Annotated in this window: 20 protein-coding genes; 7 read left to right on the forward strand and 13 right to left on the reverse strand. The window is 75.9% G+C overall.

Annotated features, from left to right (window positions below; translation table 11 throughout):
- Positions 1-13 precede the first annotated feature (13 nt).
- From JD78_RS13245 to JD78_RS13260, 4 genes are all read right to left on the reverse strand, one after another.
- Entirely contained in the window at positions 14-871 is an 858-nt protein-coding gene (locus JD78_RS13245) for a PHP domain-containing protein (RefSeq protein ID WP_153361785.1), read from the reverse strand.
- A gap of 51 nt (positions 872-922) precedes the next feature.
- A complete protein-coding gene (locus JD78_RS13250) occupies positions 923-1,606 on the reverse strand; it encodes a PH domain-containing protein (protein WP_153361786.1) in 684 nt (227 codons plus the stop codon).
- Positions 1,607-1,614: 8 nt separating this feature from the next.
- Complete coding sequence (locus JD78_RS13255) at positions 1,615-1,770, reverse strand: hypothetical protein (protein WP_166521171.1); 156 nt, start codon at positions 1,768-1,770, stop codon at positions 1,615-1,617.
- Positions 1,771-1,939: 169 nt separating this feature from the next.
- Entirely contained in the window at positions 1,940-2,563 is a 624-nt protein-coding gene (locus JD78_RS13260) for a DUF6758 family protein (RefSeq protein ID WP_153361787.1), read from the reverse strand.
- A 105-nt stretch (positions 2,564-2,668) separates the two neighbouring features.
- Here JD78_RS13260 and JD78_RS13265 point away from each other — a divergent pair, with 105 nt between their 5' ends.
- Positions 2,669-3,106, forward strand: coding sequence for an NUDIX domain-containing protein (locus JD78_RS13265; RefSeq protein WP_153361788.1), 438 nt, complete (start codon positions 2,669-2,671; stop codon positions 3,104-3,106).
- A gap of 22 nt (positions 3,107-3,128) precedes the next feature.
- Here JD78_RS13265 and JD78_RS13270 read toward each other — a convergent pair whose 3' ends face one another.
- Positions 3,129-3,635 carry a MaoC family dehydratase gene (locus JD78_RS13270; RefSeq protein ID WP_153361789.1) on the reverse strand — a complete coding sequence of 169 codons (507 nt, stop codon included), beginning with the start codon at positions 3,633-3,635 and terminating at the stop codon, positions 3,129-3,131.
- Between the two features lie 139 nt (positions 3,636-3,774).
- On the opposite strand from JD78_RS13270, the gene JD78_RS13275 reads away from it, so the two are divergent.
- Complete coding sequence (locus tag JD78_RS13275; protein ID WP_153361790.1) at positions 3,775-4,263, forward strand: hypothetical protein; 489 nt, start codon at positions 3,775-3,777, stop codon at positions 4,261-4,263.
- A complete protein-coding gene (locus JD78_RS13285) occupies positions 4,260-5,234 on the forward strand; it encodes an MFS transporter permease (RefSeq protein ID WP_228395339.1) in 975 nt (324 codons plus the stop codon). Before JD78_RS13275 ends, JD78_RS13285 begins: the two co-directional genes overlap by 4 nt.
- Positions 5,235-5,253: 19 nt before the next feature.
- Here the strand turns inward: JD78_RS13285 and JD78_RS13290 are convergent, their stop codons facing one another.
- Positions 5,254-5,547 carry a WXG100 family type VII secretion target gene (locus JD78_RS13290; protein ID WP_153361791.1) on the reverse strand — a complete coding sequence of 98 codons (294 nt, stop codon included), beginning with the start codon at positions 5,545-5,547 and terminating at the stop codon, positions 5,254-5,256.
- A gap of 152 nt (positions 5,548-5,699) precedes the next feature.
- Here JD78_RS13290 and JD78_RS13295 point away from each other — a divergent pair, with 152 nt between their 5' ends.
- On the forward strand, positions 5,700-9,863 hold the full coding sequence (locus JD78_RS13295) for an FtsK/SpoIIIE domain-containing protein (RefSeq protein WP_166521172.1): 4,164 nt from the start codon (positions 5,700-5,702) through the stop codon (positions 9,861-9,863).
- Positions 9,864-9,876: 13 nt separating this feature from the next.
- Here the strand turns inward: JD78_RS13295 and JD78_RS13300 are convergent, their stop codons facing one another.
- From JD78_RS13300 to JD78_RS13315, 4 genes are all read right to left on the reverse strand, one after another.
- Positions 9,877-10,389 carry a DUF6912 family protein gene (locus tag JD78_RS13300; protein WP_153362397.1) on the reverse strand — a complete coding sequence of 171 codons (513 nt, stop codon included), beginning with the start codon at positions 10,387-10,389 and terminating at the stop codon, positions 9,877-9,879.
- Positions 10,390-10,515: 126 nt separating this feature from the next.
- Positions 10,516-11,913, reverse strand: coding sequence for a WS/DGAT/MGAT family O-acyltransferase (locus tag JD78_RS13305; protein ID WP_153362398.1), 1,398 nt, complete (start codon positions 11,911-11,913; stop codon positions 10,516-10,518).
- 103 nt (positions 11,914-12,016) lie between these two features.
- Complete coding sequence (locus tag JD78_RS13310) at positions 12,017-13,294, reverse strand: CpaE/TadZ family protein (protein WP_166521173.1); 1,278 nt, start codon at positions 13,292-13,294, stop codon at positions 12,017-12,019.
- Positions 13,294-14,052 carry an SAF domain-containing protein gene (locus tag JD78_RS13315; protein ID WP_228395436.1) on the reverse strand — a complete coding sequence of 253 codons (759 nt, stop codon included), beginning with the start codon at positions 14,050-14,052 and terminating at the stop codon, positions 13,294-13,296. The genes JD78_RS13310 and JD78_RS13315 overlap by 1 nt, the downstream gene beginning before the upstream one ends.
- Before the next feature lie 194 nt (positions 14,053-14,246).
- On the opposite strand from JD78_RS13315, the gene JD78_RS13320 reads away from it, so the two are divergent.
- Entirely contained in the window at positions 14,247-14,510 is a 264-nt protein-coding gene (locus JD78_RS13320) for a helix-turn-helix domain-containing protein (protein WP_228395437.1), read from the forward strand.
- A gap of 17 nt (positions 14,511-14,527) precedes the next feature.
- Here JD78_RS13320 and JD78_RS22275 read toward each other — a convergent pair whose 3' ends face one another.
- Together JD78_RS22275 and JD78_RS22280 are read right to left on the reverse strand one after the other, a co-directional pair.
- Positions 14,528-14,863: a hypothetical protein gene (locus JD78_RS22275; RefSeq protein ID WP_228395438.1), complete on the reverse strand. Its 336-nt coding sequence runs from the start codon at positions 14,861-14,863 to the stop codon at positions 14,528-14,530.
- Entirely contained in the window at positions 14,850-15,095 is a 246-nt protein-coding gene (locus JD78_RS22280) for a hypothetical protein (RefSeq protein ID WP_228395439.1), read from the reverse strand. Before JD78_RS22280 ends, JD78_RS22275 begins: the two co-directional genes overlap by 14 nt.
- Before the next feature lie 86 nt (positions 15,096-15,181).
- Between JD78_RS22280 and JD78_RS13330 the strand changes: the two genes are divergently transcribed.
- Both JD78_RS13330 and JD78_RS13335 read left to right on the forward strand, forming a co-directional pair.
- Positions 15,182-15,922, forward strand: coding sequence for a LysM peptidoglycan-binding domain-containing protein (locus JD78_RS13330; protein ID WP_153362399.1), 741 nt, complete (start codon positions 15,182-15,184; stop codon positions 15,920-15,922).
- The gene (locus tag JD78_RS13335) at positions 15,919-16,500 is read left to right on the forward strand and encodes an Rv3235 family protein (protein WP_153362400.1); all 582 of its coding nucleotides are present in this window, start codon (positions 15,919-15,921) and stop codon (positions 16,498-16,500) included. Before JD78_RS13330 ends, JD78_RS13335 begins: the two co-directional genes overlap by 4 nt.
- Before the next feature lie 110 nt (positions 16,501-16,610).
- Here JD78_RS13335 and secA read toward each other — a convergent pair whose 3' ends face one another.
- On the reverse strand, positions 16,611-19,739 hold the full coding sequence (secA, locus tag JD78_RS13340; RefSeq protein WP_166521174.1) for a preprotein translocase subunit SecA: 3,129 nt from the start codon (positions 19,737-19,739) through the stop codon (positions 16,611-16,613).
- Between the last annotated feature and the right edge of the window lie 65 nt (positions 19,740-19,804).

A 19,804-nucleotide genomic window follows, 5' to 3' on the forward strand; every position in this document is an offset into this window, starting at 1 on the left:
GGCACCGACAGCCTCAGTCGCCGACGACGGTGCTCCCGGTGCCCGCGGCCACGATCGCCTCGTACTGGTCGGGGTCGGTGGTGCAGGCCGCGATCGGGGTGAGCTTGTTGGTGCCGTGGTAGTCGCTGGACCCGGTGCGGATCAACCCCAGGTCGCCGGCCAGGGCGCGCAGGTGCTCGCGCTGCTCGGGGGTGTGGTCGGGGTGGTCGACCTCCAGGCCCAGCAGCCCGGCGTCGGTCATCGTCGTGAGCGCGGCGTCGTCGACGACCCGGCCGCGGGAGGTGGCGAGTCCGTGGGCGAAGACCGGCACCCCGCCGGCCGCGCGGACCAGGGCGATACCGTCGAGCACGTCGGTGTCGGCCTTGGTCACGTAGTGCGGGCTGCGGTGGTTCAGCACGGTGGCGAAGGCCTGGTCGACCGAGTCGACGACCCCGGCCTCCACCAGCGCGCCGGCGATGTGCGGCCGGCCGACCACCCCGCCGGCGCTGCGGGCCACCACGACGTCCCAGGTGATCGGGTAGCCGGCCGCGGCCAGGTTGCCGACGATCCGCTCGGCGCGCCCGAGCCGCTCCTCCCGCAGCCGCACGCGCTCGGCGGCGAAGCCGGGGTGCTGCGGGTCGAACAGGTAGGCCAGCAGGTGCACGCTCATCGGCGGCTCGTCGGCCGGGAACCACCGGCAGGACAGCTCCATCCCCGGCACGATCGTGAGCCCGGTCGGCCGGGCGGCCGCCGCCGGCTGCCAGCCGGCGGTGGTGTCGTGGTCGGTGAGGGCGATGACGTCGAGGCCGGCCGCGGCCGCGGTGGCGACCAGCGTCGCGGGGCTGTCGGTGCCGTCGGACACCGCGGAGTGGGTGTGCAGGTCGATGAGCACGCCGTCAGCCTGCCGCACCCGGCGCGGCGGCGGGCGACCGGAGGCCGGTGCTCACTCAGGGGCCGGGCTGCGACGGCCGCTGCGCACCCGCGGGATCGGCTCGGTGTCGTGCCGCCGCCCGGAGGTCATCGGTGGGGGCAGGTGCTGCTCGGGAGCGCCGCCGTCCCCGCGGTCGTCGGCGTTCATCGACCCGTCGGCGTCCTCGTCGCTGCTGACCGGGTTCGTGGACGTGTCGCTGCCGAACATCAGCTCGCTCAGCCGCTTGTACAGCGACCCGGCGTGCGGCATGAAGGTGACGACGTCCAGCCCCTGCTGCTGGCCGGCCGACTCGAACCGGAAGGTGCCGTAGCCGAGGATCTGCCCCCAGAAGGTCTCCTTCCAGGTCAGGTCGGTGATCCGGCGCAGCGGCATGACGGCGACGGTGCGGATGATCACCCCGGAGGTGAGCAGCACCCGGCGCCGGGTGACGAGCAGGTGCCGCACCCACCACTCGGCGGTGTGCAGGCCCAGGTAGCTCAACGCGCCGACGGCCACGGCCAGGCCGAGCACCGTGCTCACCTGGTTGTCCGGGTCGAGTTGCAGCAGCCAGACGCCGACGACCAGCGCGGGGATCCCCCGCACGTAGGGGCGCACCAGCACCGCCGGGTGCCGGCGGGTGGCGATCACCGGCGGCTCGTCGGCGAGCAGGTACTTCTCGGCGTCCTTGCCCCAGCGGGGCCGTCGCGGGCCGGACACGCCCCGGCTCAGACCAGCGAGCCCACGAAGGCCGACAGCGACTGCGCCGCGTCACTCAGCGCCCCGCCCGCGCTGCGCACGATGCCGGCCGCGTCCTCCGGCCGCTGGATCACGTAGAAGACGACGAAGGCGATGGCCACCCAGGTGAGCACCTTCTTCAGCACGGTCGCACCGTTCCTCCCATCGGTCAGCAGGCAGGCCACGGCGTCCGCGGACCACGGACGACGGCATGACTCCACCACGGCCTGCTGGACCGCACCCCATGCGTAACAGCAGCCCCACGGGCAGCACCAGTCGCCACGCCGGAGGGCCGGGGGAATCGGCGCCCGGGAATCAGTGCCCGGGGAGCAGCCGCCCGGTCGGTGGACCCAGCGGGAGGTCGGGGTACACCCGCTCGCGCAGGTCCAGCAGCGCCGGGTCCTCGGCCAGCAGCCAGGCGGCCGACGCCGGCCAGGTCACCAGCCACAGCCACACCCCGTAGGCCTCGCCGACGAACGCGGCCCGGTCGTCCCTGGTGGGCACGGTCCACAGCGGCGCGCGCTGACCGGCGGCGCGGACCGCCGCCGCGGACGGACCGTCGATCAGCTCGCCCGGGTCGACGCCGGGCAGCCCCGCGTAGCCGCAGCCCAGGCCGGTGCCCGGCTCCTCGGCGACCAGCACCAGCTCCGCCGCCTCGCCGAGCGGCCCGGGCCCGGCGCAGGCGACCACGATGGCCCGGGCGCCCGGTTCGCCGCCCCAGGCCAGGCCGGTGACCGACCAGCCCGGCGGCATCGGGTCGGGCACCCAGGCCGGCACCTGGGCGTCGGCGCAGACCGCGGTGATGGCGTCGTGCGCCACCACCGCCGTGTGGTGCAGCGGGGTGACCGCGGCGTGCAGGTGGCACCAGCCCTCGGCCGTGGAGCCGGACTTCACCATCAGCGGCTCGCCGCAGCGGGGGCACACCGGGGAGACGCTCATCGCCGCTCACCGTCGGTCCCCGGCGCGGTTTCGTCAAGCGTGAGTTGCCCGGCTGGGCTGCGCCGGCCCGCCCGGGGCCGGTGCGCGCCGCCGTAGCCTCCGGGGGTGCCCGAACGTGACGCGGTCGTCCCCGAGGTGCCCTGCGTGGGCGGCCTCGTGCACGACGCCGCGGGCCGGCTGCTGCTGATCCGGCGCGGGCACGCCCCGAGCGCCGGGCTGTGGTCGGTGCCCGGCGGCCGGGTCGAGCCCGGGGAGAGCGAGCCCGACGCGGTGGTGCGCGAGGTCCGCGAGGAGACCGGGCTGCGGGTGCGCCCGGTCTCGGTGGCCGGACAGGTGCGCATCGCCGGGCCCGGGGTGCTCTTCACCGTGACCGACTGGCGGTGCGACCTGGCCGGCGACGACCAGACACCGGTGGCCGGTGACGACGCCGTCGACGTGGCGTTCGTCGACGCCGCCGGCCTGACCGCGCTGGAGGACGCCGGCCGGATGGCGCCGGGCGTGGTCGCCGCCCTGACCGGCTGGGGACTGCTCCCCCGCCGCTGAACCACCACCGCGGGGCTGCCGGTCAGCGACGGACCGGGTCCGGGCGGCCGGGCTGCTCGCCGCCGCGCTGCTCGGCGGCGGCGCGTTTGGGCACCATCACCTTCCGGCGGAAGGTGCACACCACGGTGCCGTCCTGCTTGTAGCCGATCGTCTCCACGTGCACGACGCCGCGGTCGTCCTTGGTCCGGGACCCGGTCTTGTCCAGCACGGTCGTCTCGCCGTAGATCGTGTCGCCGTGGAAGGTCGGGGCGACGTGCCGCAGCGACTCGACCTCGAGGTTCGCGATCGCCTTGCCCGACACGTCGGGCACGCTCATGCCCAGCAGCAGGGAGTAGACGTAGTTGCCGACGACGACGTTGGCCCCGAACTCGGTGGCCTCCGCGGCGTAGTGGGCGTCCAGGTGCAGCGGGTGGTGGTTCATCGTGAGCAGGCAGAACAGGTGGTCGTCGTACTCGGTGACGGTCTTGCCGGGCCAGTGCCGGTAGACGGCGCCGACCTCGAACTCCTCGTAGTACCGGCCGAACTGCATCTGCTCAGCTCCCGCTCATCGGCGCACGACGACGGGGCGCTGGCGCCTCAGGCGAACCCCGCTCCCCATGCGGAACGCGAGTTGCCCGTGCGGGGCGACGATGACCCGTCTGGACGGCCGCCGATCCTACGATGGGCCGGTGCTGTCGCTGTCCCCTCCCGCCCTGACCACGGAGGACGAGGTGGTGCGGCTGTCCCCCGGTGGACGGCGCGCCCGGCTCGCCGCGGTGGTCGTGGTGCTCGCCCTGCTGCTGGCGGGGACGGTGTGGGGGGACGACGACTCCTTCCCCTTCGGCCCGTTCCGGATGTACTCCACGCGCGCGAACCCGGACACCCCGGTGGTCTCCACCCGGGTGGTCGGGCTGACCCCCGCGGGCACCGAGGTGCGGCTCTCCGGTGGGGAGGTGGGCCTGCGCCGGGCCGAGTTCGAGGGGCAGCTGCCCCGCATCGAGCGGGACCCGTCGCTGCTCGGTCTCCTGGCCCACTCCTACGCCGAGCACCACCCCGACGCCGAGGAGCTGGTGGCGGTGCAGGTCGTGCAGCGCCGCTACGAGCTCGCCGACGGCGTGCGCACCGGCGAGATCAGTGACCGGGTGCTGATCGAGCACCAGCTGGAGGCCGGCGAGTGAGCACCCCGAGCTCCACCCCCTCGGCCACCACCCCCTCGACCACCACCCCTTCGGCGCCCACCCCACCCGCCGCGGCGCCGGTCCGCCCGGAGGAGGCGCCGGCCGTCCCCGGCACCCCGCGCTGGTGGTTCCGCCCGGTGCCCCTGGCCCGGATCGCGGTGTTCCGGGCGATCGCCTACCTGTTCATCCCGGTCGACGTCCTCCTCACCACGTCCTGGGTGCGGGCGCACGCCGACGTGCCCACCGACTGGTACGCCCCGCTGCTGATCGGCCGGCTGCTGCACCTGCCCACCCCGACGCACACCCTCGTGCTGGTCGTGCAGTGGGCGCTGGTGCTCGCCGCCCTGGCCGCGGCCACCGGCCGCGCGCCCCGGCTGCTCGGGTTCGCCGTCTTCCTCCTCTACATGGAGTGGATGGTGATCGCGATGAGCTACGGGAAGGTCGACCACGACCGGATCGCCTTCCTGGTGGCCCTGGCGGTGCTGCCCACGATCGGTGCGGCCCGGTGGCGGGACCGCCGCTCCTCGGAGGCGGCCGGCTTCGCCATGGCGGCCGTGCTGGTCACGGTGATGCTCACCTACTTCCTCGCCGCCTGGGCGAAGATCCGGTTCGGCGGCTGGGACTGGCCCACCGGGTCGACCCTCACCCGCGCCGTGGTCCGCCGGGGCACCGACCTGTCGACGTGGACCCTGGACTTCCCCTGGCTGCTGGCCACCGCCCAGTGGGTGATGCTGGCGCTGGAGTTCCTCGCCCCGCTGATGCTGCTGGTGCGCACCGACCGGGCACGCGTCGCCCTGGTGCTGTTCCTGCTGGGCTTCCACGTCATGGTCTTCGCCGGCGTCGGGATCATCTTCCTGCCGCACTGCATCGCGATCGTGTCGATCCTGCCCTGGGAACGGCTGGCCGCCCGCCGCCAGGACAGGATCCTCGACCGGACCGCACCCCAGGCCCCCGCGCCCGCCCAGGGGTGACCGGCCGGGCGCCCGGCGGTCAGACCATGGCGCCGATCCGGGCGGCCATCTCCGCCTCGTGCTGCTGGTACGCCGCCGCGACGTTGGTGAGCAGCTGCCCCATCCCGGTCAGCGCCTCGCTCAGCCCCTGGCTGGACAGCCGCCACTTCTCGTAGAGCTCGGTGAACTGCACGGCCGCCTGGCTGTCGGTCCAGCCCTCGAGCACCGAGGTGTTGATCCCCGCGGACAGCGCCGTGTGCCGCGCGGTGGTCTCCCCGGCCTCGGCCTGGCAGCGACCGGCCATGCCCTGCAACGTCGCGATGTCGACCTTCACGGTTCCTCCTCCTGACCCGGGCACCTCCCGGTGGAGCAGGACGGTAGGTGCCCAGGGCGGTCGGCGTGACCCGTTGTCCACAGCCCCCGGCGCTGTCCACAGATCACCCTGCCGGGCGCCACGGACGGGGTGTCCGGCGGCACGATCCCCCGGTGCCCACCTCCGCGGGCGCCCCGGGTGGGGCGCCGACCACCAGCCGCAGCTGGACGCTGCACACGGCCCGTGGCGCCCTCGACGTCGAGGTCAGCGCCCCCGGCGACGCCGCGCTGGACGACGTCCTGCCCGCCCTCGCCGCCGAGCTGGGCGAGCCGGGCGGCCCGCTGTGGTCCGGTTCCACGGAGCTGCCCGGCAGCACGCCGCTGTCGGCGTCCGACCTCCGCCACGCCACGGTGCTGGGCTGGGGCCGCCCCGGTCCCCGCGACCCGGCCGTCTGCGGCGCGCTGGAGCTGCAGGTCACCGGCGGACCCGACGCCGGGCGCAGCCTGCCGCTGGGGCGCGGGAGGCTCGTCGTCGGGCGGAGTGCGGCCTGCGGGCTGCCGCTCGACGACCCGGACGTGTCGCGCCGGCACGTCGCCGTCACCGTGGCCGAGGGGCGGGTGACCGTCGCCGACCTCGGTTCCTCGAACGGCACGCTGCTGTCCACGCGCCAGGGCGCCACCGCGCTGGGTTCCACCGAGACCACGTGGCCGGTGGGCGAGGCGATCCAGCTGGGCGCCACCACGCTCCGCCTCACCGGCCCGGCGGGGTCCCCGCTGGAGGGCCGGGAGACCGGTGCGGGACGGGTCGTGGTGCACCCCCTCGGCACCTCCCCACCGCCGGCGGTCCCGGTCACCGTCGCGCTGCCCACGCCGCCTGCCGACCCGCCGAGCCGGCGCCTGGGGTGGGTGGCGGTGTCCCTGCCCGCGGTCGGCGGGGTCGCGATGGCCTGGCTGCTCGACACCCCCGCCTTCCTGTTCTTCGCCCTGCTCAGTCCGGCGGTGGCGGTGGCCGGCTGGTGGTCCGACCGGCTCAGCGGGCGGCGGAACGGCCGGCGGGCCCGGGCCGAGCACGCCGCCGCGCTGGCCCGGGCCGAACTGGAGGTCGCGGCAGCCGTCGCCGCCGACGTGGCCGGCCAGGAGGCGCGCCACCCCGATCCGGCCCGGCTGGTCGCCGCGGCGCGACGGCGGGTGTCGCCACTGTGGTCCCGCGGCGCCCACGACCCGGCCGGCTGGGTGGTGCGCCTGGGCAGCGGCCCCGGCACCACGGCGGTGACCGTGACCGGCCCGGACGGCGAACGCGCCACCGCACCGGCCGAAGCCGTCCCGGTCACCCTGGACCTCGGCTCCTGCGGCGGCCTGACCCTCAGCGGGCCGAGGCCGGCCGTGCTGGGCACGGCCCGCGCGCTGTTGTGCCAACTGGCTGCGCTCCGCCCACCCGGCGCGGTGTCCCTCGAACTGGTCGCCGACCCGGGGCGGCTGCCCGACTGGGCGTGGGCCCGCTGGCTCCCCCACCTGGGCGCCGTCCACCCGGCCGGGCCCGTCGTGGACGACCGGCTCGCCACGTCGACCGCCGCCGGCGGTGACGCCGGAGCCCGGACCCTCCTCGTGGTCGACGGCACCATCGGCGCCGAGGCGCGGGCCGCGCTGGTGGCCGCCGCACCGCGGGTGGCCCTGCTCCAGCTCACCGACCGGCCGGGGGACGCCTCCGGTGCGCACGTGACCGTCACCGGCGAGACCGGCTCTGCCGGCCGGCTGGTGCTGCCCGGCACCCCCGGTCGCCCGGTCACCCTGGACGGGGTGCGGGAAGCCGTGGCCGCGGGGCTGGCCCGCACGCTGGCCGCGCTGACCGCACCGGCGGACGGGCAGGCGATCCCCGACAGCGCCCGGCTGCTCGAGCTCTGCGCGGCACCCGGGCAGAGCGGCGAGGAGCCCGCGCCGGGCTGGGACCGGTCGCGCAGCCGGCTGACGGCCACCCTCGGCGCGACCGCCCGCGGCCCGCTCACCCTGGACCTGGTGTCCCAGGGCCCGCACGCGCTCGTCGCGGGGACCACCGGGTCGGGGAAGTCCGAGCTGCTGCAGACCCTCGTGGCCAGCCTGGCCCTGCACCACCCACCGGACCGGTGCAGCCTCCTGCTGGTCGACTACAAGGGCGGCGCCGCCTTCGCCGAGGCTGCCGCGATGCCGCACACCGTCGGGGTGCTCACCGACCTGGACCAGCAGTCGACCGCCCGGGCGCTGCGGTCCCTCGCCGCCGAGCTCGCCCGCCGGGAGCGGCTGCTGGCCACGCACGGCGCCCGGGACGTCGGTGACCTGCCCCAGGACGTGGCGCTGGCCCGGCTGGTCATCGTGGTCGACGAGTTCGCCACCCTGGTCGAGGACCTGCCCGGCTTCGTCAGCGGGCTGGTGGGCATCGCCCAGCGCGGTCGCTCCCTCGGCGTGCACCTGGTGCTCGCCACCCAGCGCCCGTCCGGCGTGGTCAGCCCGGAGATCAGGGCCAACTGTTCGCTGCGGATCTGCCTGCGCACCACCGACGAGGCGGAGGCCCGCGACGTGCTGGGCAGCGCACTGCCCGCCCAGCTGCCCGCTGACCGGCCCGGCCGTGCGTGGCTGCGCGCCGGTGGCGCGGCGCCGGTCCTGCTCCAGGTGGCCCGGGTGTCCGCCCCGGCACCGGCCGGACCGTCGATCCGGGTGCGCCGGCAGTCCTGGCCCCCGCTGCCCACCCCGGCCCCGGGCGCGGACGGCGCTGACGACGGAAGCGATCTGGCCCGGATCGTCGCCGCCGTCGCACGGCGGACGGCCGCCACGGCGCTGGAGCTGCCGGAACGGCCCTGGCTCCCCCCGCTGCCCGGGCGGCTCACCGTCGGCGACCTGGCCGACGCCGTCGCCGCGGCCGCAACCGGCCCGACCGTCCTCCGGATCGGTCTGCTGGACCTCCCTGATCGGCAGGTGCAACGCCCGTTCGAGCTGGACCTCGCCGCCGGTGGCGGCTGGCTCGCGGTGGGTGGGCCGCGCAGCGGGCGCAGCACCGCCCTGGAGACCGTGCTGACCGAGGCGGCGACCCAGCTGTCCCCGGACCAGCTGCACGTCCACGTGCTCGACCACGGCGGCGGCGCGCTCGCCGCACGGGCCACCGGGCTGCCGCACACCGGCACCGTGGTGCGACGCGGTGACCCCCACCGGAGTGGTCGCCTGCTGCACCGGCTGGCCGCGGAGGTGGACCGCCGGCGTGCGGGGCACCGGGCCGGCCAGCCGCTGATCCTGCTGCTGGTCGACGGCTACGACGGCCTCACGAGCGAGCTCGAGGGCGGCGACCCCACGGGCGGCTCGGCCGACCTCCTCCGCCTGTGCCGCGAAGGAGGGGCGGTCGGGCTGACGGTCGCGCTGACGGCCGACCGCGCCGTACCCGGCAGCCGGCTGGCCGGCGCGGTCCGGGAGCGGGTGGTGCTGCCACTGCCCGACCGCACCGACTACGCCGTCGCCGGGGTGCCCCCGCGATCGGTGCCCGAGGACCGTCCACCCGGTCGCGCGCTGGTCGGTGAGGGCGCCGTGGAGTGCCAGCTCACCCTGCCCCGGGACACGGTCCGCACCTGGCCCGTCCCGGCGGGCGCCGACGGCCCCGTGCGCGTGACCGAGCTGCCCGCCGATCCCGAACTGCCGCTGCCCCCGCCGGGTACCGGGCTCCCGTGGCTGCCCGTCGGCCCCGGCGGCGACGAGGGGCAGGTGGCCCGGGTCGACCTCGCGGCAGGCGGGGGCCTGCTCGTGGTGGGCCCGCCGGGGAGCGGCCGCAGCGAGGCGGTGCGCGCCTTCGGCCGGCACTGTCACGCCGGCGGCGCCCGGGTGCTGGAGCTGGCCACGGCGCCCGCGGGCCCCGGAACCCCGGCGGACCCGTCAGACCCCGGGGACCGGATCGACCGGGTGGACCGCCGGGACGCGGCCGCGGTGCGGGCGTGGCTCGCCGAACCGACGCCCGGCACGCGGGTGGTGCTGGCCGACGACGTCACCTCCCTGCCCGACGCCGTGGCCGACGCGCTCGCGGTCGCCGTCGGGCCGCCGACCGGCGCCCCCGGCGGTGACGCACCGGCTCCCGGCCCCGCGCTGGTGATCGCCGCCGGGGGCCCGGCCGAGCTGGCGGGCAGCTTCCGCGGGCCGGTGGCCGTCCTGCGCCGGTCCCGCACCGCCCTGCTGCTCCGCCCGGGTCCGGGCGACGCCGAGCTGCTCGGGCTGCGGGTGCCGCGCACTCCCCTGCCGGCCCGGCCCGGCTCCGGATGGCTGCTGGTCCGCGGCGAGCCGACCCGGGTGCAGGTGGCACGGCACCGGGTCACCGGCCGGGGACGGTGACCCGGTGCGCAGGTCAGAGCAGCTCGAGCGCCGGCCCGATCTCCTGCGTCGCGTACCAGGCCAGCTCGTGCCCCTCGGCCTGGTCCACGGTGAACTGCGCCTCGTCGCTGCCCAGGTCGGCCTCGAGCACGACGGCCACCGCGGCCGACACGTCCTCCTCGGCCTCGGCCACGTCGAGGTGGGCGCTGGCCACGTCCGCCAGGGAGACGTCGACGGCGATCCGCGCCGCCCCCGGGTCGGCGGCGGGGTCCTCGATCGGGGTGAGCGAGGAGTCCGGCACGTCCGCGGCCAGCACCACCCGGCGCCGGGCAGCGGCCGGGTCGACGTCGATCAGCCGGAGGCTGGCCCGGGCGGCGGCGAGCAGGGCGGCGTACTCCAGCTCCTCGTCGTCGCGGAGACCGTCGCTGAGCTCGTAGTGGCCGCGCAGCTGTGGCGTCACGGCGAACACCGTGAGCGGTCCCTCCAGTCGGCCGTCGTCCAGCAACCGTCGCAGGACGGTGGTCGTGGCCGGCAGGTACACGCGCACCCGGGTCGCCTCCTCAGTCGTGGGACAGCGACCGTAACGTCGCCCGCCACGCTCCCCGTTCCCCGGCCGGGTGGACCACTCGACCGGCACCGCCGCGGACCTGCTCGGAACGGAGAGGAGGGCCGTTCAGCCGGCGGCCTCCCGGAGGTCGCCGACCTCCCGTTCGATGAGGTCGGCGAGCACGTCGACGTCGCTGATGCTGTCCCGGTCGGCGTTCAGCCCGACGTAGACGGTGCCGTCGTAGCTGGTCAGGCCGATCGCCAGGCCCTGCCCCCGCACCAGCGGGACCACCGGGAAGACCTCCACCATCCGGGCCCCGCCGGCGTACAGCGGCACCTGGGGGCCGGGCACGTTGGTGACCACGAGGTTGAACAACCGCCGGGACAGCCCGCTGGCGGCGCGGGCGCCGAGGGCGTGCAGGGTGGGCGGAGCGAAGCCCGACAGCGCGCTGAGGGTGTCCGCCCCGACCGACTGGCCCCGCGGTGCCAGCCCCCGCATCGCGTAGCTGATCCGGGCCAGACGCACCCGCGGGTTCGGCTCACCTACCGGCAGGTCCACCAGCAGCGAGGAGACCTGGTTGCCGGCCGTGTCGTCCTCGGTGCGCACCGACACCGGCACCAGGGCCCGCACGACCGTGCTGCCCACCACCGGCTCACCGCGGGACAGCAGCCACTCCCGCAGCGCGCCGGCAACCGTGCTGAGCAGCACGTCGTTGACGGTGCCACCGAGGGCGCGCCGCACCTCCCGCAGCTCCGCCAGGGACACCCGGGCGACGGCGAACCGCCGCTGCCGGCCGATCGGTGCGTTCAGCGGGCTGGCCGGGGCCGGCGACACCGCGGTCCGGGCCACGGCGGCCAGCAGGCCGGTGGCCACGCCGGCCCAGCGGGCGCCGGTGGCGCGCACGTCACCGACCGCGGTCCGGGCGGTCTCCAGCACGGCGGACGGACGCTGCAGGTAGTCCTCGACCGCCTCCCAGACCAGCGCGGCCGGACCCGGGGGGCGCCGGGGGCGCCAGTCGTCGGGCACCGCGACCGACGCGGCGTCGGCGTGCGGGCTGGGGTCGAGGATGACCTGCCCGATGTCGATCGCCGCGAGGCCGTCGACCAGCGCCGGGTGGGTCTTGGTCACCACCGCCGTCCGGTCGCCCGCCAGCCCCTCGACCAGGTACATCTCCCAGAGCGGCCGGGTGCGGTCCAGCGGCCGGGCGGTGAGCCGGGCGACCAGGTCCAGCAGCTGCTCCTCGGTGCCCGGGCGGGGCAGCGCCGAGCGGCGCACGTGGTAGCTGATGTCGAAGTCCGGGTCGTCGATCCAGGCCGGGTTGGCCAGGTGCCCGGGCACCTCCACCACCTTCTGGCGGTAGCGGGGCACGAGCGGCAGCCGGGCCCGGACGAGCTCCACGAGCGCCTCGTGGTCGAGCCCGCCGTCGGGGCACTCGAGCACGAGCACCCCACCCACGTGCATGGGCGTCGCCGGCTCCTCCAGGTAGAGGAAGGACGCGTCCAGCGCGGTGAGCCGTTGGACCACGGCGTGACCTCCCTCACTGACGGTCGCCCCAACCTACGGGGTGGCCCTCTCCCGGGCCGGGGTGCCCCCGTCGGCCCGACCCGGCGACCGGTCCAGGAGCAGGTCAGCGGCGGCTGCGCCGGCGGGCCGTGGGCGCCGGCACCCCGCTCAGGCCGACGGCGAGGTCGCGCAGCGCGGTCCGCAGCGGCGACGCGGGGGCGACCTCGGCCAGCGTCCGGCCCGCGGCGAGCGCGGCATCGGTCGACCGCCGGTCCGCGGGCAGGAAGCGGTCCACCTCCGCGCCGGTGAAGCGCGTCAGCGCCGCGGCGATCTCGCGTCGCGGGTCCCCGGCCACCGGCCCACGGCGCACCTGGTTGACGACCACCCGGGGGTGCACGTCCGGCAGCACCTCCTGCAGCTCGCCGAGCGCCCGGATCGTCCGCTGCAGGGCGACCGGGTCGGCGCCGCTCACGCACAGCACCTCGTCGGCGGACTCCAGCACGGCCAGGGTCGCCCCGTTGCGCCGCGGCGCCGCCGTGTCGAAGGAGAGCTCCTCGTCCTCCTCCAGGCAGAAGGCGCAGTCGACCACGGTGAGCTCCGCCAGCCGGCGGGCCTCCTCCAGCACCACCGCGACCGCCTGCGGCCGCAGTTCCGGCCAGCGGTCGGCGCGCGCGAGCCCGGTGAGCACCCGCAGCCGCGGGCCCACCGACCCGGCCAGGCGGGACAGCGCGGCGCCGTCGAGGGTCCCCGCGCCGGCCTGACGCGCGGCGGCGGCCAGCCCCGGCGCCTCGTCCAGCAGCCCCAGCACCTGGGCCACCACACCGCCGTAGACGTCGGCATCGACCAGCAGGGTGCTCACGTCCAGCCGGGCGGCCTCGTCGGCGAGCCCCACGGCGACGGTGGTCCGCCCGGGTGCGCCGGTCGGGCCCCAGACGGCGACCACGCGCCCGCGGCCGACCGGCCGGGGCGGTTCCTGCTGGTCAGGCCCGGCCGGGCGGAGCGCGGCGCGCGGATCGGCGACGTCCCGGCCGGCCGGTGGTCCGCCGGCGACCGCGGCCCGCAGCGCACGGGCGATCTCCTCCGGCGGCGCGTCGGCGGGGAGCACCCGTTCGACCCCGAGCTGGCGCAGCCGTTCACCCGCCCGCGCGTCCCCGGGCTCGACCAGGCCGACGACGGCGACGCCCGCGGCGACCAGCCGGGTCACCGCGCCGACGTCCAGCCGGCGCAGCTCCGCAGAGAGCAAGGCGGCCTGGCCGGTACCGGTGCTGGCCGCGGCGAGCAGGTCGGCGACGTCGACGCACCGGCGGACGACGGTGACGCCGTGGTCCTCCCGGTCCAGGGCCCCGACCAGCTCGGACTCCCAGGCCGCCCCGGTGACCGCGGTGAAGACCTGCAGCGACATCAGCCGGTGGGCCCGGGCTCGGCGACGGCGTCGTCCCGGGAGGAGGCGTCGGCACCGGAGGCGGCGTCCACCGAGTCGCGCACCACCACGACCAGCCCGCGGCCGCCGATCGCGGCCAGCACCTCGGGTGCCTCGTCGGCCGGCACGGTGACCACGACCTGCAGGGTGCTGGTGGACGCCGACAGCACCCCGTCGGACCGGCCGGTCACCGCCTGGACCGGTGCGGCGCCGACGACCAGGTCGACGTCACCCCCGGTCTCCAGGGCGGCACCCACGGCCGGGTCGGCCACCGCGTAGACGTCGACCAGCTGACCGCGGGACAACCCCGGCGGCACGAAGCCGGCCTGGACCGGCAGCGCCAGCTGCACCTGTCCGGTCACCTCCTCCAGCGCCGACCGGGGCACCAGCTCTCCGGCGCGGACCGCGCGGGCGAGCACCCGACCCTCGGGACGGGTGCTCGCGGACAGGTAGGCGCCGGCGACGTCGTCCAGCCGCACCGGGACCGGCACCAGGTCCTCCGGCGTGAGCACCGTGCCGGCGGCGAGATCGGTGCCGACGGACCAGACGGGCACGGTGGCGTCGGCGGCGGTCACCACACGGGCTCCGACCAGCACCGACCCGAGCACCAGCAGGACGCCCAGGACGAGGCGCAGGTCCAGCCAGCGCGGCGGCCGGACTCGCCGGGCGACCGGTCCGGCCGGCGCGGGACCGCCGCCGGGGGCCATGCCGGGGGCCACGGACGTGCTGGGCGCACTCATGCCTGGTCGTCCTCCCGGATCAGGGCCGGACGCCGGGCGTCCGACAGCGGTACCGCGACGTGCGGCGGAGGCAGATCATGACCGAGGACGGGGGGCAGTGCAGCCGTTGTCCACACCTTCGGGTGGACGATGCGGCCGCACGTCACCCGACTGACAGACTGGCGGCCACCTTCGACGGGAGAGCGACCCACCTCATGGCGACCCAGCGGTTCTGGACCCTCGACGACGTCGCGGAGATCCTCAACGTCTCCTGGTCGCAGGCCTACGCGATGGTCCGCCGCAAGGAGCTCGTGGCCATCCAGATCGGCGGCCGGGGCCAGTGGCGGGTGGAGAAGGACGAGCTGGAGCGCTTCATCCAGCAGAAGTACGCCGAGGCGCGTGCGGTCGAGCCGGACGTGGCCGGCGAGCAGGTCCCCGCTGGGGAGACACGGGACGCAGGGGTCGACTCCCCCTCCTGACCGGCTGAGCCGCCGCCTCAGGCCGCCGTCGGCGGCAGGGTGCGGACCGCGACCACCGCGGCCAGCACGACCGCCCGGACACCGCTGACCGAACCCCGCCGGCGGGGTCGGTCGACCGCGTGCTCGGCCAGCTCCAGGTGGTCGGCGCCCACACGGTCGACCGTGCCGGCGAACACGCTGCCGTCGTCCAGCAGGCACTGCACGGTCGCCCGGTCGCGGGCCAGGGCGCGCAACGCCCGGCGGAGGTCCAGCCTCGACTGCGCACCGCCGCCGGGGGACTCGACGGTCAGCGCCGTCAGCCCGCCCACGGCCCGGACCGCCCGCGTGGCGACGAGCAGCTCACGCAGCTGCACGTCGGTCAGCAGCAGCCAGTCCCCCCCCCACCTCGACCAGCCGGCCGGTGAGGTCACCGACCCCGGCGCAGGTCAGCACGAGCTCGGTGCCGACGGCGCCGCGCAGCCGGTCGGCCAGGTGCACCCGCCCGATCTCCGCCCGCGACCGGGAGGCCGCCTCGGCGTCGAGCTCGGCTGCCTCCTGGTCGGCGGCTTGCGCTTCGAGGTCGGCGAACAGCTGCTCCCAGCGCATGGCCGGAGCCTAACTCGTCCACAGATCCTTGCGTTTGGTTGCGTTTGCTTGTTTTGATGCTGTTTGGTGGACGAAAAGGAGGTGTGATGTCCACTCGACGCTGGCTGACGACGACGGCGGTGATGGCCGCCGTGGCCTGGTGCCTGGCTGCCCTGGGCGCCGATCCAGCCGAGCTGCGTGCGGCGCTGGCCGATCCCCAACGGCTGGTCGACGGCGCGGGCCCGGACGCGCTGGTGCTCGTGGGCGTGACCGCCGCGGCCTGGCTGTGCTGGGCCTGGGGGGCCGTGGGCCTGCTGCTCACCGCGCTGTCCACCGCGCCGGGGGCAGCCGGCCGGGCCGCCGGCCGGCTGCTCGGACTCCTGCTGCCGGCCGGCGCCCGGCGCGCTGCCGCGCTCGCCGTGGGGCTGAGCCTGGTGACCGCCGGGCCGACGCTGGCCTGGCCCGCCGCGCCTCCGACCGTCGTCGCGACCGTCTCCGCCGGCACCGACCTCGGGTCGCCGGTGTCCGTCGACTGGCCGACGGCTCCCGACGCCGACTGGCCCGGCAGTCCCGGCGCCTCCTCGCCCCGGTCCGGCGACGTCCCGGACGGATCCGCCCCCGACCACCGCCTCCCCGCGCAGCACGTGGTGCTGCGCGGGGACTGCCTGTGGGACATCGCGGCCGCCTGGCTGGCCAGGACCTCCCCTGGCGCCCCGGTCACCGACGCAGCCACCGCCACCGCGGTCGCCGCCTGGTGGCAGGCCAACGCCGACGTGATCGGCCCCGACCCCGACCTCCTGCTGCCCGGTCAGGTGCTGCAGGCCCCGCCCTCCGAGGAGCCCCGATGAGCGCCCCCCAGCACCAGCTGACCCCGTCCGCCCCCGGCCCGGCGGAGCCGGCCGCCCGACCGCGGCTGCACCTGACGGTGGTGCGCACCCCGGGACCGGTGCTGGAGCCGGCGACCGACCCGGTACGGCTGCTCGTGCCCGGTCACCGGCACCGGCGGCCGGCGCCGCCACCGGGGCCACGCCCGCGGTTGGACCGCGCCGCGCAGCCGTTCGCCCCGGAGGAGGTGGAGTTCGGTCCCCGCTGGTCGGGGCGGGCGGAGCTGCCCGACGCGACGTCGGCCGGGCGCCGGCTGGTCACCCTGGCCCTGGAGGCGTTCGCCGGGCGCCGGCCGATGGCGCAGCTGCAGCCGCTGGTCACGCCCGCGCTGTTCACCGCCCTCGGCGAGCGACGCCGTCCGCGCTGGTGCGCCGAGGGCACCGCGCCGCTGCTGGTGGGCCGGGTGCGGGTGTGCGAGCCGGTGGACGGCGTCGCCGAGGTCAGCGCGGTGGCCCGTCGGGCCGGGCGCGCCCACGCGGTGGCCGCCCGGCTCGAGGGGATCGACGGGCGCTGGCGGTGCACCGCACTGCAGATCGGCTGAGCACGACGCCCCGCCGACCGTCGGTCGGCGGGGCATCCGTGGTGTTCTTCACGGCCCCGTCCGGAGGCTCACCCCGAGCCTGCGAGGGGTGAGGGGGACGGGGTCCTTGTTCAGGCGTTGCCGGCCGCGCCGTGGCACTGCTTGAACTTCTTGCCCGAGCCGCAGGGGCAGGGGGCGTTGCGCGGGGTCTCCCTGGTGCCGGTGACCGTCGCGGACTTGGCCGCCTTCGGCCGCCCGGCGTCCTTGGCGGACTGGTCCAGGCTCGGCGCGCTGTAGGTCAGCTGCTCCTGCTTCGGGGCGTCCAGACCCTTGACCTGCAGCTCCGGCCCTCCGTCGGGGGCGCCGGGCACCGCCGCAGCGGCCGGGGCCTCCGGGGCCGTCACGGTGGCGGCCGCCGGCGCGGGCTTGCGGGTGCGGCGGGCCGAGCTCGCCGTCCCCGCCCCGTCACCCGCACCGCCGTCCGGCCCGGCGCCGGTGCCGTTCGCCGACGGCGCACCGTTCCCGTCCGCGCTGGGCGCCGCGGCCGCGGGAGCGGACGCCGCGGGGGCCGGCGCGGCGCCGTCCCCGTCGGTGGACGCCGGGGCCTGCGCGGCCGTCGCGGTGGCGGCCGTGCTGGCCGCGGCCTGGGCGGCCGCGGCGGCGGCCTGCCGGGCGAGCACCCGCTGGGTGCCGGCCTGCGCGCGGGCCAGCGCCTCGGCCTCGGACTGCGCCTGCTTCGCCCGTGCCTCGGCCTGCTGCTGCTCCTTGGTCTTGACCTCGAGGTTGAACAGGAAGCCGACGGACTCCTCCTTGATCCCGTCGAGCATCGCGTTGAACATGTCGTAGCCCTCGCGCTGGTACTCCACGACCGGGTCGCGGTTGGCCATCGCGCGCAGGTGGATGCCGGCCCGCAGGTAGTCCATCTCGTAGAGGTGCTCGCGCCACTTGCGGTCCAGCACGCTGAGCAGCACCCGCCGCTCCAGCTCGCGCATCACCTGCTCACCCAGCCCGGACTCCCGCTCCTCGTAGGCGCGGTGCACGTCGGCGAGCAGCTCGTCCTTCAGCACGTCGGCGGTCAGCGCCGCCTGGTCGCCGTCGGCCACCCGGTCCAGCAGCTCCTGCCGGTCCAGGCCCACCGGGTAGAGCGCCTTGAGCCCGGTCCACAGCTGCTCGAGGTCCCAGTCCTCGGCGTAGCCGATCTCGGTGGCCCCGTCGACGTAGGCGGCGACGACGTCGTCGACCATGCTGCGCACCTGCACGTGCAGGTCCTCGCCGTCGAGCACCTTGCGGCGCTCGGCGTAGATCACCGTGCGCTGGCGGTTGAGCACCTCGTCGTACTTGAGGACGTCCTTGCGGACCTCGTGGTTCTGCTGCTCCAGCTGCGTCTGCGCCGAGCGGATGGCCCGGCTGACCATCTTGTGCTCGATCGGCTGGTCGTCGGGGACGCGCAGCGTGTTCATCATGTTCTCGAGCATCGGCCCGTTGAACCGGCGCATCAGGTCGTCGCCCAGCGACAGGTAGAACCGGGACTCGCCCGGGTCGCCCTGCCGGCCCGAGCGTCCGCGCAGCTGGTTGTCGATCCGGCGGCTCTCGTGCCGCTCGGTGCCCAGCACGTAGAGACCCCCCGCCTCGGCGACCTGGTCGTGCTCGGCCTTGACCTGCTCCTTGGCCGCGGCGAGCGCGTCGTCCCAGGCGGCCTCGTACTCCTCGGGGGTCTCGGTCGGGGTGAGCCCCTGGGCCCGCAGCGCCTCGTCGGCGATGACCTCGGCGTTGCCGCCGAGCTGGATGTCGGTGCCGCGACCGGCCATGTTGGTGGCGACGGTGACCGCGTTGAGCCGCCCGGCCCGGGCGATGATCGACGCCTCCTGCGCGTGGTGGCGGGCGTTGAGCACGTTGTGCGGGATGCCCCGGCGCTTCAGCAGCGTGTCCAGCACCTCGGACTTCTCCACGCTGGCGGTGCCGACGAGCACCGGCTGGCCGGCCTCGTGCCGCTCGGCGATGTCGTCGACGACAGCGTCGAACTTGGCCTTCTCGGTCTTGTAGATCAGGTCGGGCTCGTCGGCCCGGACCATCGGCCGGTTCGTCGGGATCGGCACCACGCCCAGCCCGTAGGTCTGGTGCAGCTCGGCGGCCTCGGTCTGCGCCGTGCCGGTCATCCCGGAGAGCTTGTCGTAGAGCCGGAAGTAGTTCTGCAGGGTGATCGTGGCGAGGGTCTGGTTCTCGTCCTTGATCTGCACCCGCTCCTTGGCCTCGATGGCCTGGTGCATGCCCTCGTTGTAGCGACGGCCGGCCAGCACGCGGCCGGTGAACTCGTCGACGATGAGCACCTCGCCGTTGCTGACGATGTACTGCTGGTCCTTCTTGAACAGCTCCTTGGCCTTCAGGGCGTTGTTCAGGTAGCTGATCAGCGGGGTGTTGGCCGCCTCGTAGAGGTTGTCGATGCCCAGCTGGTCCTCGACGAACTCCACGCCCTCCTCGGTGATGGCGACCGTCCGCTTGCTCTCCTCGACCTCGTAGTGCCGGTCGCGCTTCATCAGCGGGGCGATGCGGGCGAACTCGCCGTACCAGCGGGCACTGGACTCGGCCGGCCCGCTGATGATCAGCGGCGTCCGGGCCTCGTCGATGAGGATCGAGTCGACCTCGTCGACGATGGCGAAGGCGTGCCCACGCTGCACCAGGTCGCCCTTGGACCAGGCCATGTTGTCGCGGAGGTAGTCGAAGCCGAACTCGTTGTTCGTGCCGTGGGTGATGTCGGCGAGGTACTGCTCCCGCCGCTGCTGCGGGGCCTGGCCGGAGACGATGGTGCCGACGCTCAGACCCAGGAAGCGCTGGACCCGGCCCATCCACTCCGCGTCGCGGGTGGCCAGGTAGTCGTTGGTGGTGATGACGTGCACGCCCTCGCCGGACAGCGCGTTGAGGTAGGCCGGCAGCACACCGGTCAGGGTCTTGCCCTCACCGGTCTTCATCTCCGCGATGTTGCCCAGGTGCAGCGCCGCGCCGCCCATGATCTGGACCCGGTAGTGCCGCTGGCCCAGCGTGCGCTTGCTGGCCTCGCGGACCACCGCGAACGCCTCGGGCAGCAGCTGGTCGAGGGTCTCCCCGTCGGCGTAGCGCGCCTTGAACTCGTCGGTCTTGGCCTGCAGCTCGGCGTCGGTGAGGTCGACGACGTCGCCCTCGAGGGCGTCGACCGCATCGGCGATCTTGGACAGACGGCGGAGGATCTTGCCCTCACCGGCACGCAGGATCTTGGAGAACACCACGACCCCAGCGTAGGCGGCCGGGCTGAGAACCTGCTGCGTCCCGGACCGCGTCGGCCCCGCCCGTA

The organism is Modestobacter roseus (assembly GCF_007994135.1).
Lineage (GTDB): Bacteria > Actinomycetota > Actinomycetes > Mycobacteriales > Geodermatophilaceae > Modestobacter > Modestobacter roseus.